This is a genomic window from Streptomyces sp. NPDC023157 (assembly GCF_055560575.1).
In genome coordinates this window covers 552,748-566,575 of sequence record NZ_JBVHIL010000001.1, presented here as the reverse complement: position 1 = coordinate 566,575, position 13,828 = coordinate 552,748, and the positions used below count along the sequence as shown (strand labels likewise).

Annotated in this window: 14 protein-coding genes; 9 read left to right on the top strand and 5 right to left on the bottom strand. The window is 72.5% G+C overall.

Annotated elements, in window-relative coordinates; translation table 11 throughout:
• Positions 1–5: 5 nt before the first annotated feature.
• Positions 6–1,196, top strand: a complete 1,191-nt coding sequence (locus tag ACZ3ZE_RS02645; protein ID WP_467257081.1) for a lipid-transfer protein — start codon at positions 6–8, stop codon at positions 1,194–1,196.
• A gap of 75 nt (positions 1,197–1,271) precedes the next feature.
• Entirely contained in the window at positions 1,272–2,717 is a 1,446-nt protein-coding gene (locus ACZ3ZE_RS02640; protein WP_467257079.1) for an MFS transporter, read from the top strand.
• Position 2,718: 1 nt separating this feature from the next.
• Here ACZ3ZE_RS02640 and ACZ3ZE_RS02635 read toward each other — a convergent pair whose 3' ends face one another.
• Complete coding sequence (locus tag ACZ3ZE_RS02635) at positions 2,719–3,351, bottom strand: response regulator (protein WP_467257507.1); 633 nt, start codon at positions 3,349–3,351, stop codon at positions 2,719–2,721.
• A gap of 452 nt (positions 3,352–3,803) precedes the next feature.
• Here ACZ3ZE_RS02635 and ACZ3ZE_RS02630 point away from each other — a divergent pair, with 452 nt between their 5' ends.
• The 4 genes from ACZ3ZE_RS02630 to ACZ3ZE_RS02615 all read left to right on the top strand — a co-directional run bounded on the left by ACZ3ZE_RS02630 (position 3,804) and on the right by ACZ3ZE_RS02615 (position 6,103).
• Positions 3,804–3,947 carry a hypothetical protein gene (locus tag ACZ3ZE_RS02630; protein ID WP_361628436.1) on the top strand — a complete coding sequence of 48 codons (144 nt, stop codon included), beginning with the start codon at positions 3,804–3,806 and terminating at the stop codon, positions 3,945–3,947.
• A gap of 115 nt (positions 3,948–4,062) precedes the next feature.
• The gene (locus ACZ3ZE_RS02625; protein WP_467257505.1) at positions 4,063–4,263 is read left to right on the top strand and encodes a superinfection immunity protein; all 201 of its coding nucleotides are present in this window, start codon (positions 4,063–4,065) and stop codon (positions 4,261–4,263) included.
• A 205-nt stretch (positions 4,264–4,468) separates the two neighbouring features.
• Positions 4,469–4,708: a hypothetical protein gene (locus ACZ3ZE_RS02620; protein ID WP_363292155.1), complete on the top strand. Its 240-nt coding sequence runs from the start codon at positions 4,469–4,471 to the stop codon at positions 4,706–4,708.
• Positions 4,709–4,804: 96 nt separating this feature from the next.
• Positions 4,805–6,103 (top strand): hypothetical protein, encoded by a 1,299-nt coding sequence (locus tag ACZ3ZE_RS02615; protein ID WP_442303883.1) that lies wholly within the window; start codon positions 4,805–4,807, stop codon positions 6,101–6,103.
• Here the strand turns inward: ACZ3ZE_RS02615 and ACZ3ZE_RS02610 are convergent.
• From ACZ3ZE_RS02610 to ACZ3ZE_RS02600, 3 genes are read right to left on the bottom strand one after another with little or no spacing between them, the layout of a single operon-like run.
• Entirely contained in the window at positions 6,100–7,278 is a 1,179-nt protein-coding gene (locus ACZ3ZE_RS02610) for a sensor histidine kinase (RefSeq protein WP_361163684.1), read from the bottom strand. The genes ACZ3ZE_RS02615 and ACZ3ZE_RS02610 overlap by 4 nt on opposite strands.
• A gap of 26 nt (positions 7,279–7,304) precedes the next feature.
• On the bottom strand, positions 7,305–8,027 hold the full coding sequence (locus ACZ3ZE_RS02605) for an ABC transporter permease (protein WP_442303884.1): 723 nt from the start codon (positions 8,025–8,027) through the stop codon (positions 7,305–7,307).
• On the bottom strand, positions 8,024–8,959 hold the full coding sequence (locus ACZ3ZE_RS02600) for an ABC transporter ATP-binding protein (RefSeq protein WP_361163686.1): 936 nt from the start codon (positions 8,957–8,959) through the stop codon (positions 8,024–8,026). The genes ACZ3ZE_RS02605 and ACZ3ZE_RS02600 overlap by 4 nt, the downstream gene beginning before the upstream one ends.
• Positions 8,960–9,274: 315 nt before the next feature.
• Here ACZ3ZE_RS02600 and ACZ3ZE_RS02595 point away from each other — a divergent pair, with 315 nt between their 5' ends.
• The 3 genes from ACZ3ZE_RS02595 to ACZ3ZE_RS02585 all read left to right on the top strand — a co-directional run bounded on the left by ACZ3ZE_RS02595 (position 9,275) and on the right by ACZ3ZE_RS02585 (position 12,292).
• On the top strand, positions 9,275–10,132 hold the full coding sequence (locus tag ACZ3ZE_RS02595; RefSeq protein WP_361163688.1) for a MaoC/PaaZ C-terminal domain-containing protein: 858 nt from the start codon (positions 9,275–9,277) through the stop codon (positions 10,130–10,132).
• 80 nt (positions 10,133–10,212) lie between these two features.
• Positions 10,213–11,289 carry a Zn-dependent alcohol dehydrogenase gene (locus ACZ3ZE_RS02590; protein ID WP_361163690.1) on the top strand — a complete coding sequence of 359 codons (1,077 nt, stop codon included), beginning with the start codon at positions 10,213–10,215 and terminating at the stop codon, positions 11,287–11,289.
• A gap of 58 nt (positions 11,290–11,347) precedes the next feature.
• Positions 11,348–12,292 carry a 3-oxoacyl-ACP reductase gene (locus ACZ3ZE_RS02585; protein WP_361163692.1) on the top strand — a complete coding sequence of 315 codons (945 nt, stop codon included), beginning with the start codon at positions 11,348–11,350 and terminating at the stop codon, positions 12,290–12,292.
• Positions 12,293–12,649: 357 nt separating this feature from the next.
• Here ACZ3ZE_RS02585 and ACZ3ZE_RS02580 read toward each other — a convergent pair whose 3' ends face one another.
• Positions 12,650–13,819, bottom strand: coding sequence for a hypothetical protein (locus ACZ3ZE_RS02580; protein WP_467257077.1), 1,170 nt, complete (start codon positions 13,817–13,819; stop codon positions 12,650–12,652).
• Between the last annotated feature and the right edge of the window lie 9 nt (positions 13,820–13,828).

Below are 13,828 nucleotides of genomic sequence, written 5' to 3'. Positions count from 1 at the left end.
CTTCGATGAAGTCGTACATCGTCGGTGTGGGCATGACGAAGTTCGAGAAGCCGGAGACCCGGGACGGGCAGTACTGGGACATGGCGAAGGAGGCCGGCACCGCCGCCCTGAACGACGCCGGCATCCCGTACGGCCTGGTCGAACAGGTCCCCGTCGGCTACTGCTTCCAGCCCTCGACGGCGGGCCAGCGCGCGGTCTACGCACTGGGCCTGACCGGCATCCCCGTCTACAACGTCAACAACAACTGCGCGACCGGCTCCTCCGCCCTGATGATGGCGCGGCAACTCGTCGAGGGCGGCATCGCCGACTGCGTCCTGGCCCTCGGCTTCGAGAAGATGGCGCGCGGCGCGCTCGGCGGCGGCTCGGACGGCGGCGACTTCAAGACCTCGCCGGTGGCCCGCCACTACGGGATCATGGCGGCCGGCCACGGCTTCGAGATGACCCCGCCCACCGCCCAGATCTTCGGCAACGCGGCCCGCGAACACATGGACCGCTACGGCACGACCGAGGCGCAGCTCGCGGCGGTCGCCGCCAAGAACCACGAACACTCCTCACGCAACCCCCACGCGCAGTTCCAGAACGTGTACACGGTCGAGGAGATCCTCGCGGCGAAGACCATCCACCGCCCCCTGACCAAGCTCCAGTGCTCGCCGACCTCGGACGGCGCGGCGGCGGCCGTCGTCGTCTCCGAACGCTTCGTCGCGGAACACGGCCTGCGTGACCGGGCGGTGGAGATCGTCGCCCAGGCCATGACCACCGACACGGAGGACTCCTTCGCCTCCGGCACCTGCATCGACGTCGTGGGCCGCCCGATGTCGAGGGCGGCGGCGAGGCAGGTCTACGAGACCTCCGGCCTGGGCATCGAGGACATCGACGTCATCGAACTCCACGACTGCTTCTCCATCAACGAACTCCTCACGTACGAGGCGCTGGGCATGTGCGAGGAGGGCGCCTCGGGCAAACTCGTCGAATCGGGCGCGACGACGTACGGCGGCCGCTGGGTGGTCAACCCCTCCGGAGGCCTCATCTCCAAGGGCCACCCCCTGGGCGCGACGGGCCTGGCCCAGGCGGCGGAGCTGGTGTGGCAGCTCCGGGGCGAGGCCGGCGGACGCCAGGTGGAGGGCGCGGGCGTGGGCCTGGCGCACAACATCGGCCTGGGCGGGGCGGCGGTGGTGACGCTGCTGAGGCGGGCCTAGTCGACGCACGGGTCGGGACGCCGCTGAGGAGGACGAGGGCATAGTCGATGTACGGGTCGGACCGCTTCTGCGACCATGACGGGCATGCCGCGAACCGACACGAGTAAAGCCAGCCCCACCGCAGACCCCTCCATACCCCCGCCCTCCCGTCTGTGGCTGGTGGTCCTGATCGCGTGCGCCGGCCAGTTCCTGGTCGTGCTGGACGTGTCCGTGGTGAACGTGGCGCTGCCGTCGATGCGCACGGACCTGGGCCTGACGGCCGCGGGCCTCCAGTGGGTGATCAACGCGTACGCGATCGCTTTCGCGGGCTTCATGCTGCTGGGCGGCCGGGCGGCGGACCTGTTCGGCCGCAGGCGCATGTTCATGGTGGGCCTCGGCCTGTTCACGCTGGCGTCGGTGGCGGGCGGCCTGGCCCAGGAGGGCTGGCAACTCCTGGCCGCCCGCGCCGTCCAGGGCCTGGGCGCGGCCGTCCTGTCCCCCTCCACCCTCACCCTCCTCACGGCGGCCGTCCCCGCGGGCCCGGCCCGCACGAGGGCGGTCGGCACATGGACGGCGGTGGGAGCGGCCGGCGGCGCGGCGGGCGGCTTCGTGGGCGGCGTCCTGGTGGACCTCCTGTCCTGGCGCTGGGTCCTCCTCATCAACGTCCCGATCGGCGCGCTGGTCCTGCTGTGCGCGGGCCTGTGGCTGACGGAGAGCCGGGTGGGGGGCGGCACCCGCCTGGACCTCCCGGGCGCCGTCCTGGTCACCGGCGGCCTGGCGACCCTCGCCTACGGCATCGTGCAGACGGAGGAGTCGGGCTGGGGCGCCCCGGAAACCCTGCTCCCCCTGGCGGCGGGCGCCCTCGTGCTGGCCCTGTTCCTGTGGTGGGAGACCCGGGCGACGGCCCCCCTGATGCCCCTCCGTATCTTCCGCACCCGCGCGGTGTCGGCGGCGAACGCGACGATGGCCCTCTGCGCGTCGACGACCTTCGGCATGTGGTTCTTCATGACGGTCTACGCCCAGAACGTCCTCGGCTACACCCCCCTCCAGGCCGGCCTGGCCCTGGTCCCCAGCTCGGCCAGCGTCATCGTCGGCTCGAAGCTCTCCCCCCGCCTCCTCCCGCGCTTCGGCGCCCGCCCGATCGCGGTGACGGGCATCCTGATCGCCGCGAGCGGCTTCGCGTGGCAGTCGACGATGACGCCGGACGGCACGTACACGACGTCGATCCTCATCCCCGGCATCCTGATGATGCTCGGCATAGGCATCGGCTCGACCCCGTTGGCCATCCTGGCCACCACCAGCGCCCCACCGTCGGAAGCGGGCCTGGCCTCAGGCCTCATCAACACGTCCCGCACGATGGGCGGCGCCCTGGGCCTCTCGATCCTCTCGACGGTCGCCGCCGCCTGGACGACCACCGACGTCCCGACCCCGTCCTCCCTCACGGCCGGCTACGCGGCGGCCTTCCGCGTGGCGGCCTGCGTCCTGCTGGCGACGGCGGCGCTGATGGCGGTGTGGCTGCCGGGGCGGGAGCGGAAGGGCTGAACTACAGCCACCCCTGCTGACGCGCGGCCCGCACGGCCTCCATCCGATTGCGGGTACCCGTCTTCCCGATGGCGGAGGACAGATAATTCCGCACCGTTGACTCGGACAGATGCAGCGCCGCCGCGATGTCCGCGATGGTGGCCCCGTCGACGGAAGCCCCAAGGGCATCCCGCTCGCGAGCGGTCAGCGGATTGGGCCCGGCGCTGAGCGCGGCGGCGGCAAGCGCGGGATCGATGATGGTCTCCCCCCGAAGCACCTGGCGAATCGCCTCGGCAAGATCCTCGACGGGCCCGTCCTTGACGAGGAACCCGGCCGCCCCCGCCTCCATCGCCCGCCGCAGATACCCCGGCCGCCCGAACGTCGTCAGGATCAGCACCCGGCAGTCCGGCACCTCGTCCCGCAGATCCGCCGCCGCGTCGAGCCCGGACCGCCCCGGCAGCTCGATGTCCAGCAACGCCACCTCGGGCCGCGCGAGCAGCGCCGCGTCCACGATCTCGTCGCCCCGGCCCACCTGCGCGACGACCTCGATGTCGGGCTCCATCCCCAGCAACAGGGCGAGCGCGCCCCGCATCATTCCCTGGTCCTCGGCGAGGAGCACCCGAACGCTCTTGGCGGGGCGGCGGTCCTGCGGCATGTCGTTCACGAGGAACAGGGTAGGGCGGATGACCTGTCGGTGTTCCGCTTCGACGACGAAGCACTGGATTCTGCCATCTCTTCTGATGAATGCCCAGGTGGGAGCGGTATGGGCGCAACGGTCACGCAACACGTGGATGCACTCGACGCAACACCCCAAGGGGTAGTTCTCGGCGTACGAGGCGGGTAGACATAGGGCCATGACCGGGGACTGCTGTCGATCTTCGGCGAGGTCTACCGGTGTGGGGTAACTAGAAGTTTCACAGCGTGGGTTCACCACAGTGAACCCCAGGGTGAACCCCCGTGCTGTCATGTCGCTGTGCCACTCAAGAGCGTGCGTTCGCATATCTGATTGATCTTTGACGTCTTTGACGGGGTGGGGTAGCTGAGCCCCCTCCCGCACCCGTGCCACCCCTGCCTACGCTCCACGAGACCGATCTACGAAAGGTAGTCATGCCTTCCAAGACCGACACTCGACCTGTGTTCGAGCTGCGCCTGTACGGGCTGCACGTCGTCGTGCAGCACATCCCGTCGTGGCTCGTCGCCCTCGCAACCACCGCCGGCGGGGCGGCTGGAACGTGGTGGGCACAGCGCTAGGCCCCATCCTCGGATCGGAACTGGGCGGCGCCCCTCGCGTCGGGCTACGCGGTCTGTACATGCCGCGGCGAGCGAGATAGAGAGGGTGTCAACCAACGTTCAGTCCGGCGGACTTATGAGTTACAGCATGCTTGTGCCGACGGTGATTGTTCTCGCGCTGCCGTACTTCGTACCAACAGTGGTCGCGGTCGTGCGAAGTGTTCCGAACCGAGGGTCGGTCATAGTGATCAACGTCTTTCTCGGATGGACAGTGCTCGGCTGGATCGTCGCGTTGGCCATGGCAGCCCGGAGCGGGCCGCCGCGTTCCTCCACGTGACTCGTGCCCACCCCGGGATTCGAACCGGGGACCTCTGCGGCAGTGGGCGTCAGCGCTGGCCAGACCGGTCAGGACCAGGATGGGAACCGCACGCGCTCACGACCCGTCCTGCTGGCCTTCTCCGGGGCTCCTTCACTGACTCCGCCTGGTTCGCATCCGCGTCCGCCCGCGCGCAACCCGCCGTTGCCCGGATCGTTTGCACCGCATGACCAACAACGCACAGCGTGTCCTCGCCGCTTCCCTCCTCCTCGCCGCCAGTGCCGCCGCTGCCGCCCTCGGGGCCGCCGGGGCCGCGCAGGCCGCCCCCCTCCCGCTCGACCTCCCCGGTGGCGGGCTCGTCGGCGTCCTCGGGGCGGGGGATTCGGGCGGCGGGGTCCCTGCCAGTGGCGACGCGCAGACTGCCGTCATCGGGGGGAACGCCTCCGAGCAGAGCATCGGGAGCTAGCGGCGGGGGCAGTGGCAGTGGCGGCGGCAGGGGCGGAGGGGGGGGCGGGGGAGCGGATCCAGGGCGGAATCCGGGGGTCCCCTACGATCTCTGGCCATGGTTCAGTCATTGCGTACCCGCCTCGCGGTCCTCGGGACCGCGCTCCTCGCCCTCGGGTCCTCGCTCGTCGCCGCCGGGCCCGCCCAGGCCGCCACGCCCTTCGCGGCGGTCGACGCGGCCACCGTCGCCGGGTTCCAGTTGCGGCCCGGGAACACGTTCGCCGAGAACGACGCCGCCATCAAGGCCGTCGAGGCCCAGGGCGCCGTCACCGTCAAGAACGCCACCCAGGTCCTCACCTCCGGCGGTCGCACCGGGCGCCCCGGCCTGTGCCACACCACCGGCCTCTCCGCCTCCCTCAGCCCCAGCGGCTTCTGCTGGGACGCGGCCGACGACACCTCCAACTCGTACACGGACGCCGGCGGCTGGACCCCGCAGGGGCTGACCGGGTCCTACGACGCCCAGCCCGGCGGCCTGTGGGACGGGCACACCGCCTTCCTCGCCTCCTGGCACTTCAGCCGCGGCATGCAGACCGGCGGCGCCAAGGTCGCCAACGAGTTCAGCCGGGTCAGTCTCGTCAACAACGACGGCGGCCAGGTCCGTTACAACCACCTGCTCCTCGTCCGTCCGACCGTCGACGCCGAGGGGAAGGGCAGCTTCACCGGGGTGTCCAGCCACAGCGACGGCGTCGTCTGGTACGGCAACAAGGTGTTCGTCGCCAACGGGCGCTGGCTCCAGGTGTACGACCTGCGGCACATCTGGCAGGTCAACTCCAGCAGCGATGCCGTCGGCGTCTCCGGGACCACCTCGTCCGCGCGGTGGAGCGCCTACGCCCTGCCGATGATCGGCGAGTACGTCACCACCTCCGACGGCGGTGCCTGCTCGGTCGGCAGCAGCGACGCGACCGTTCCCAAGGACCGGCCCTGCCTCAACTCCCTCAGCCTCGACCGCACCGGCCAGGACGGCCTCGTCTCCGCCGAGTACAAGCCGGGCGCCGCCGGCGGCCGCGTCATCCGCTGGGCCCTCGACGCCAACACCGCCCTCCCGTACGGGCACGCCACCGCCGCCTACTCCTCCCCGATCTGGGCGATGCAGGGCGCCACCACCGACGGCACCGACTGGTACCTCGCCGGTGACTGCCCCAGCGGTGTAGGCGGAGGTTCCGGCGACCCCTCGGGTGCCCCGTACTCCTGCATCCACAAGGCGGGCGCCAACGCCGCCCCGCATGTGCTGACCACCGCGCCCGTCTACACCCAGAACCTCGGCTACGACCCGGCGAGCGGGCGGATCTGGGGGCTCAACGAGCGGATCAACTCCACCACCGGCGTGCGGGTGGTGTTCTCCGTCGACCGGGCCTAGCAGCCCTTCTCGGAGGCGGCCCGGCCCGCCGCGTCCGCCGCGGCCCCGGCCGCCACGTCCGCCGCCGCTTCCACCGGCAGCTCCGCCGTCACCCTGAATCCGCCGCGCGGGCCCGGGCCCGACTCCAGGGTGCCGCCCGCCGCGAGGACCCGTTCGCGCAGGCCCTTCAGGCCGCTCCCGGGGGTGCCCTCGCCCGTGCCCCGGCCGTTGTCCGTGACGGTGAGGCGGACGCGTTCGGGGGTGCCCCCTAGTTCGATCTCGCAGCGGGTCGCCCGGCTGTGGCGTACGACGTTGGTCGCCGACTCGCGGACCACCCAGCTCAGCAGGGCCTCCGTCTGTGGTTCCAGCGGCGGGCCCGACTGGCGTACGACCGGTTCGACGCCGGCGGAGGAGAGGGCGTCCCGCGCGCGGTCCAGTTCCGCGGAGAGGGTGACCTCGCGGTAGCCGGTGACCGCCTCGCGGATCTCGGTCAGGGCCTGGCGGCCGACCGACTCGATGTCCGTGATCTGCGACAGCGCCGCGTCCAGGTCGCGCGGCGCCAGCCGCCGCGCCGCCTCCGACTTCACGACGATCACCGACAGGGTGTGGCCGAGCAGGTCGTGCAGGTCCCGGGAGAAACGCAGCCGCTCCTTCTCGACGGCCGTGCGGGCCAGCTGCTCGCGGGTCGCGCGCAGCTCCTTCACCGTCTCGGAGAGGGTGAGCACGGCCGCCGTGACCATGGTCGAGAGGAACGTCCCGTACGCCACGTTGATCGCGCCCCACCCGTCCCGTACCCCGGCCACCGTGCCCGCGAGCACGCACAGCGGGAGGACGACCCGGCCCAGCATCCGGCCGCGGACCACCGAACCCACGGCGAGGCCGAGGAGCGGGAAGAAGAGCAGGTACGGGCCGCCGCAGGCGATGGCGAGGACCAGGGTGACCGCCGTGATCGCGCCCAGCAGCCACCAGGTCGCCGGGGCCTCCCGTCTGGTGCGGTCGAAGGCGCGGAAGACGATCGAGATGTAGAGGGAGTTGAAGGCCAGGAGGCCGACGGCGCCGACCCAGGGGTACGGGGTCTCGCCGCGGAGGAGGTTGGAGATGGCGCCCATGCCCATCAGCAGCCACGGCAGCATGGCGAAGCCGTTCGGCGGGCCCATCTCCTCCGGGGTCCGGTCGCCGCGTCGCTTGCGTCGCATGATGACTCCTCCTCCAGCCTTCCGCATCAGACCGTCCGTGCCGAACGACGGTACGAGACCGCCGCGTACGCGCCGAACAGCACCGCCCACGTCACCAGGATCAGGAGCGCCCCGGTCCCCGGCATCGTGCCCTCCGTCAGCGCCCTGCCGAGCTCGGCGAAGCGGTTGGTCGGCGTGTACGAGGAGATCGTGCGCAGCCACCGCGGGAACAGCTCCACCGGGAACCACAGCCCGCCGACCACCGCGAGCCCCAGGTTGCAGGCGACGTTGACCACGCCCGTCGTCTGCGCGGAGAGACGGTAGCCGTTGCCGAGGCCGAGCAGGGTGAAGGGGAGCGAACCGGCCCACAGGGCGAGGGCGACGGCCGCCCACTGCCAGGCGTCGAGCCGTACGCCGTTGACGAGCGCCCCCGCGAGCAGCACGGCCGCGATCGCCGGGAGGACCACGACCGTGCCGGTCAGGGCGCGGCCCGTGACCACCTGGCGCGGGGTCATCGGGGTGATCCGCAGCTGGCGCAGCCAGCCGGAGGACTTGTCCTCGGCGACGCCGGTGCCCAGGGACAGGGCGGCGCCGAGCGCTCCGTACGCGGCCATGCCGACCATGGCGGCGGCCTTGACCTCGGGGCTGTTCGCGCCGCCGAGGTTGGTGAAGAGCAGGTACATCATCACCGGCACGACGATCGAGGAGATCGCGAAGCCGACGTCCCGCAGGGTGCGGCGGACTTCCAGGCGGACGTAGGCGGTGATCATCGGGCCGTCTCCATGGTCTTGTGGTCGGTGGTGGCAGGGGTGGTGGTGTTTCCGCTGGTCAGGGCCAGGAACGCGTCGTTCAGGGAGACCGGTGCGACCTCCAGGCCGCGGATCGCGTGCAGCGCCGCCAGCGCGAGGACCGTCGCGTCCGAGTCGTCGCTGCGCAGGTGCGCGCGGTCGCCGCGGATCTCGACCGAGGTCACGCCGGGCAGCAGGGTCAGGCCCTCCGTCGGGCCGCCGGCCAGGTCGAAGGAGACCAGCGCCCCGCCGGCCCGCCGCTTCAGCTGCTCGGCCGTGCCGTCGGCGAGCACGCGGCCCGAGTCGACGACGACGATCCGGTCGGCGCTGGTGTCGGCCTCCTCCAGGTAGTGGGTGGAGAAGAGGACCGTGTTGCCGCGCCCGGCGTAGTCCCGCATGGCGTCCCAGAAGATCTGCCGTGCCTCGACGTCCAGCGCGGCGGTCGGCTCGTCCAGGACGATCAGCTCGGGGTTGCCGGCCAGGGCGACGGCGAAGCGGACGCGCTGGGCCTGGCCGCCGGAGAGCCGGTCGGCGCGCCGGTCCGCGAACTCGGTCAGGCCCGCCAGTTCCAGGGCTTCCGCGACCGGCATGGGGGAGGGGTAGGTGCGGGCGACGAACGAGACCAGCTCGCGGACGGTGACCCGGGGGACCGGGCGGGTGTCCTGGAGCATGGCGCCGACCCGGCCCGCCTCGACCGCCCGGGCGGGCGTGTCGCCGAACAGGCGGACCCGGCCGCTGTCGGGGGCGTCGAGGCCGAGGAGCAGGTTGATGGTGGTGGACTTCCCGGCGCCGTTGCGGCCGAGCAGGGCGACGGTCTCGCCGCGGCGGATCGTGAGGTCGATGCCGTCCACGGCGCGGACCGGGCCGTAGGTCTTGGTGGCCGCCTCGAAGGCGACGGCGGGCTCGTTCGTCATGGCCACGACGTTACGGAGGGGAGGGCGGGGGGCGGCAGGAGCGCGTGTACGGACCTGGCCGTGACAAATGTCCCGGGTGCCCGGCATCCCTGAGGGCCTTGCGGGCCTTGCGGGCGGACCGGATCTGACATGCCGTCAGGAGGGTTCCCAACGGAACACCCCTCCGCTATACATGGGGGTCACCGAACTGGAACAGGTTCTAGCTTCTGGGGCTTGCCTTCCGGCCCGGTTCCCGCACGGCCTCGGTGCGGTCGACGGTGCGGACGACCGCACCGAGGTCTTCCACTCCAAGGATCCCCAAGGAGCAGCAAGCCGATGCCCATTGACGCCGCCAAGGCCGTCGCCGCCGAGCCCCGCAGCGCGGAGATCGGCTGGGACCACAAGGACATCCAGCTCTACCACCTCGGCCTCGGCGCGGGCGTCCCCGCGACCGACCCCGACGAGCTGCGCTACACCCTCGAATCCCGGCTGCACGTGCTGCCCAGCTTCGCGACCGTCGCCGGTGCCGGCATGGGGGTCGTCGGCGGACTCTCCGCCCCGGGCATCGACATCGACCTGGCCGCCGTCCTGCACGGCGGCCAGTCGATCACCCTGCACCGCCCGCTGCCCGTCTCAGGCCGGGCCGTCTCCACCTCCCGCGTCGCCGCCGTGTACGACAAGGGCAAGGCCGCCGTCCTGGTGCTCCGCTCGGAGGCCGCCGACGCGGACGGCCCGCTGTGGACCAGCGACGCCCAGATCTTCGTCCGCGGAGAAGGCGGCTGGGGCGGCGACCGCGGACCCTCCGAGCGCCTCGAACTCCCCGCCCGCGAGCCCGACGCCACCGTCGAGCGGCCCATCCGCGAGGAGCAGGCCCTGCTCTACCGCCTCTCCGGCGACTGGAACCCGCTCCACGCGGACCCCGAGTTCGCCAAGCTGGCGGGCTTCGACCGGCCGATCCTGCACGGCCTCTGCTCGTACGGCATGACCCTCAAGGCGGCCGTCGACACCCTCCTCGACGGCGACGTCACCCGGGTCCGCGCCTACCGCACCCGCTTCGCCGGGATCGTCTTCCCGGGCGAGACCCTGCGGATCCGGATGTGGCGCCTGGAGGGCGACCGGATCCAGATCACGGTCAACGCCGTCGAGCGGGACGACGCGCCCGTACTCGCCGACACCGTCGTGGACCACTCCTGACGGACCGTTCCCGGCGGACCACTCTTGACGGGCCACGCCTGACCGACCACTCCTGAACCAGCCCCGAGGGGAGCCGCACCATGCGCGCAGCCGTACTGCACGAGATCGGCCAGGACAAACTCGAAGTCCTCGACGACGTCGAGGCGGTGGGCTTCGGCCCCGGCCGGGTGAAGATCCGGGTGCGGGCCACCGGCCTGTGCCACTCCGACGTCTCCGCCATGAGCGGCGTCCTCCCGCAGCCCGCGCCCTTCATCCCCGGGCACGAGGGCGCCGGCGAGATCCTCGACATCGGCGACGGGGTCACCGGGCTGAGCGAGGGGCAGCGGGTGCTGCTCTGCTGGCTGCCCGCCTGCGGCAGCTGTCCCGCCTGCAAGCGCGGCCAGACCCAGCTCTGCCTGGCCGGCTTCATGAACGCCGGGACCCCCAACTTCAAGCGCCCCGGCGGTGACGTCTTCGGCTTCGCCGGCACCGGCACCTTCGCCGAGGAGGTCGTCGTCGACGCGGGCTGCGCCGTCCCGATCCCCGACGACGTGCCCTTCGACATCGCCGCGCTCATCGGCTGCGGCGTCACCACCGGGCTCGGCGCCGCCATCAACACGGCGAAGGTGGAGGCCGGTTCGTCGGTCGCCGTGATCGGCTGCGGCGGCGTCGGCATCTCCGCGATCCAGGGAGCCAAGCTGCAGGGCGCGGCCGCGATCGTCGCCGTCGACCCCGTCGAGTCCCGGCGCGAGGCCGCCCTCCGCTTCGGCGCCACCGAGGCCGTCGCCCCCGACGCCCTCGCCGACGCCAAGCAGCGGCTCACCGGCGGCGAGGGCTTCGACTACGTCTTCGAGGTCGTCGGCAAGTCCGCCACCGCGCGCACCGCGTACGAGACCACCCGCCGCGGCGGCACCCTCTGCGTCGTCGGCGCGGGCGCCCTCGACGACCACCTCCAGCTCAACATGTTCGAGCTGTTCTTCGACGAGAAGCGGATCCTCCCCTCCATGTACGGGGGCGGGGACGTGCTCCGCTCGTACGAACGGGCCATCGCGCTCTGGCGGGCCGGCCGCATCGACCTGGAGTCCCTGATCACGCACCGGGTGCCACTGGCCGGGATCAACGAGGCGCTGGAGCAGATGCGGACCGGGGTCGCGCTGCGTACGTGCATCGAGATCTGACCGGTACCCCGACCTGAGCACACCGAGCACACCGAGCACACCTGAGAGGACCTGCCCCATGTCACTCCCTCTTGAGGGACTGAGCGCGATCGTCACCGGCGCCGGCCGCGGGCTCGGCCGGGCCGAGGCGCTCGAACTGGCCCGGCTCGGCGCGGCCGTCGTCGTCAACGACTTCGGCCAGCCCGGGCGGGACGGTTCCGGCGACGCGTCGGCGACCCCCGCCGAGGAGGTCGCCGCCGAGATCCGCGCGGCGGGCGGCCGGGCCGTCGCCCACCTCGGCGACATCGCCGACTTCGAGACCGCGCGCGGCCTGGTCGCCCTGGCCGTGAGCGAGTTCGGGAAGCTGGACATCCTGGTCAACAACGCGGGCATCCTGCGCGACCGGATGGTCTTCTCGATGAGCGAGGAGGAGTGGGACTCGGTGATCCGGGTCCACCTCAAGGGCCACTTCAACACCACCCACCACGCGGCCGTGCACTGGCGGGGCCGGGCGAAGGCGGGCGAGAGCGGCGTCTACGGGCGGATCGTCAACACCTCGTCCGAGGCCTTCCTCGCCGGTTCGGCCGGACAGCCCAACTACGCGGCGGCCAAGGGCGGGATCGTCGGCCTGACGACCTCCACCGCGCTCGCCCTCGCCAAGTACGGCGTCACGGCGAACGCGATCTGCCCCCGGGCCCGCACCCGGATGACGGAGGACGTCTTCGCCGGGTTCGCCGAGCCGACCGCCGAGGACCAGCTCGACCCGCTGTCGCCGGAGCACGTGGCGCCGCTCGTCGGCTACCTCGCCTCCCCGGCCGCGGCCGGGGTCAACGGGCAGCTGCTCGTCGTCCACGGCGGGATGGTGGCGATCGTGGACCGCCCGAAGGTGGCCGCGAAGTTCGACACGGCGAAGGACGCCTTCACCTACGAGGAGCTCGACGGGCTCCTCACCCCGCACTACGCGGCGCGCCCGGCGGGGGAGACCTTCGCGGCGGCGGAGGTGCTGGGGCTGAAGAAGGGCTGAGGCGGCCTGAAGAAGGGGCTGAGGCTGCCTGAAGGAGGGGCTGGGGAAGGGCTGAGGCCTGCCTGAAGAACGGGCTGAGCGAGGGCTGACCGCGCGGGGGGCGTGGTCGGGGAACGCGGACGGCCCCCGGGGAGGGATCCCCGGGGGCCGTCCGTGCGCTCGCGCGCCGGGCGCCTGCTGGTCCTGCTACTGCGCGTCCGGCTCGCGGCGGTGGCGGCCGTGCGGCGAGGATGCCGAATCCTCCGTCGGTGCCGATTCGCCTCGGTGCCTGCCCGAGCCGTTCGACTCCTGCGCGTCCGTGTTGTTCATGGTGGAACTCACCCCGTTGATCTCGCTCTTGCTGTGCGGCCCGTGAGTCTAACGAGCGGGCCCGCGGTCCGTCAGCGGAGCCTGCTGCAACGGCACCGGGCGGCAGATCTTGAAGGCGCCGGTCCCCGCCCCCGCCCCCGCCCCCGTCGCCGTCGCCGGCCCCGGCTCCGGTACGGGGGGCTCGTCCGGCTCCTCCAGGGCGGCGAGTCCGCAGGGCGTGCCGGCCGTCACGTACGGGAGTCGCAGCACGCCCTCGGGCGTCCACAGGCCCGCCCCGGCCAGCCAGCCCGCGGGGACGCCCAGTTGGTGCATCCGGCGCGAGGACGGCCGCCACATGCCCACCCAGCTGCCCGCCGCCGCGTCGATCCGCAGCGCCACCCCGCAGCCCTCCGGCAGCAGCGCCTGACCCGGCTGCACCGCGAACGGCGTCACCGCCGCGTCGTCGAGGCGCAGGCACTCGGGGAACCGCACCGGCAGCAGGCTCCCCAGGACCCCCCAGCCCAGCCGGTCGTGCCCCGGCGAGGGCGCGTCCGAACGGATCAGCAGCAGCCCGCTGTCGGGGTCCGCGAGCAGCAGCCGGTCGTTGCTCTCCTCGGTGATCTGGAGCAGCGGGGTCACCTCGCCGCCGCGCTCCAGGTCGACCGCGACCGCCTTCACCGGGCCGTCGCCGAGGCGCCGGTCGAGGGCGAGCATCCGGCCCGTACGGTCCAGCCACACGCCGCCCGAGCAGCGCCCCTTCACCTCGGCGACCGGCTCGGGCCCGAAGGCGCCGCCCGCCACCAGCCACAGGGTGGTCGTGTCCGGGCCGACGCACAGGGCGTACGCGCAGATGCCGTCGGGCGACGGCGGGAGCAGCACCAGCTCGCCCGTGCCGGGCGCCTCCACGGCGCCGAGCATCAGCTCGCCCGTCTCGGGGCCGGTGGGGTACAGCAGCGAGAACGTGTGCCGGCGCCCGTCCACGCGCCGCGCGACCAGCACCCGCCCGTCGGCCAGCGGCAACAGCGGCGTGCCGGGCTCCTCGGGCTGGGCGAGCGGCAGCGGTACGGCGTACGGCTCCGGGCCGTCGAGCGTCCACCGCTCGACGTACAACGCGTCCCCGGATCCCGCGAGCCGGGCCGCGTAGGCGCCGTTCGTGGTGATCGTGAACGCCCCGTGGCCGGCGGGTGCGGGCCGCATCGGGCCGCCTTCCGTCGCCGTTTCGATGGCACAGACTGTCATCGACTCGTC

Coding starts and splice junctions, on each gene's coding strand:
- ACZ3ZE_RS02645 (WP_467257081.1), top strand. CDS start 6: ATGAAGTCGTACATCGTCGGTGTGGGCATGACGAAGTTCGAGAAGCCG.
- ACZ3ZE_RS02640 (WP_467257079.1), top strand. CDS start 1,272: ATGACGGGCATGCCGCGAACCGACACGAGTAAAGCCAGCCCCACCGCA.
- ACZ3ZE_RS02635 (WP_467257507.1), bottom strand. CDS start 3,351: ATGCCGCAGGACCGCCGCCCCGCCAAGAGCGTTCGGGTGCTCCTCGCC.
- ACZ3ZE_RS02630 (WP_361628436.1), top strand. CDS start 3,804: ATGCCTTCCAAGACCGACACTCGACCTGTGTTCGAGCTGCGCCTGTAC.
- ACZ3ZE_RS02625 (WP_467257505.1), top strand. CDS start 4,063: ATGAGTTACAGCATGCTTGTGCCGACGGTGATTGTTCTCGCGCTGCCG.
- ACZ3ZE_RS02620 (WP_363292155.1), top strand. CDS start 4,469: ATGACCAACAACGCACAGCGTGTCCTCGCCGCTTCCCTCCTCCTCGCC.
- ACZ3ZE_RS02615 (WP_442303883.1), top strand. CDS start 4,805: ATGGTTCAGTCATTGCGTACCCGCCTCGCGGTCCTCGGGACCGCGCTC.
- ACZ3ZE_RS02610 (WP_361163684.1), bottom strand. CDS start 7,278: ATGCGACGCAAGCGACGCGGCGACCGGACCCCGGAGGAGATGGGCCCG.
- ACZ3ZE_RS02605 (WP_442303884.1), bottom strand. CDS start 8,027: ATGATCACCGCCTACGTCCGCCTGGAAGTCCGCCGCACCCTGCGGGAC.
- ACZ3ZE_RS02600 (WP_361163686.1), bottom strand. CDS start 8,959: ATGACGAACGAGCCCGCCGTCGCCTTCGAGGCGGCCACCAAGACCTAC.
- ACZ3ZE_RS02595 (WP_361163688.1), top strand. CDS start 9,275: ATGCCCATTGACGCCGCCAAGGCCGTCGCCGCCGAGCCCCGCAGCGCG.
- ACZ3ZE_RS02590 (WP_361163690.1), top strand. CDS start 10,213: ATGCGCGCAGCCGTACTGCACGAGATCGGCCAGGACAAACTCGAAGTC.
- ACZ3ZE_RS02585 (WP_361163692.1), top strand. CDS start 11,348: ATGTCACTCCCTCTTGAGGGACTGAGCGCGATCGTCACCGGCGCCGGC.
- ACZ3ZE_RS02580 (WP_467257077.1), bottom strand. CDS start 13,819: ATGACAGTCTGTGCCATCGAAACGGCGACGGAAGGCGGCCCGATGCGG.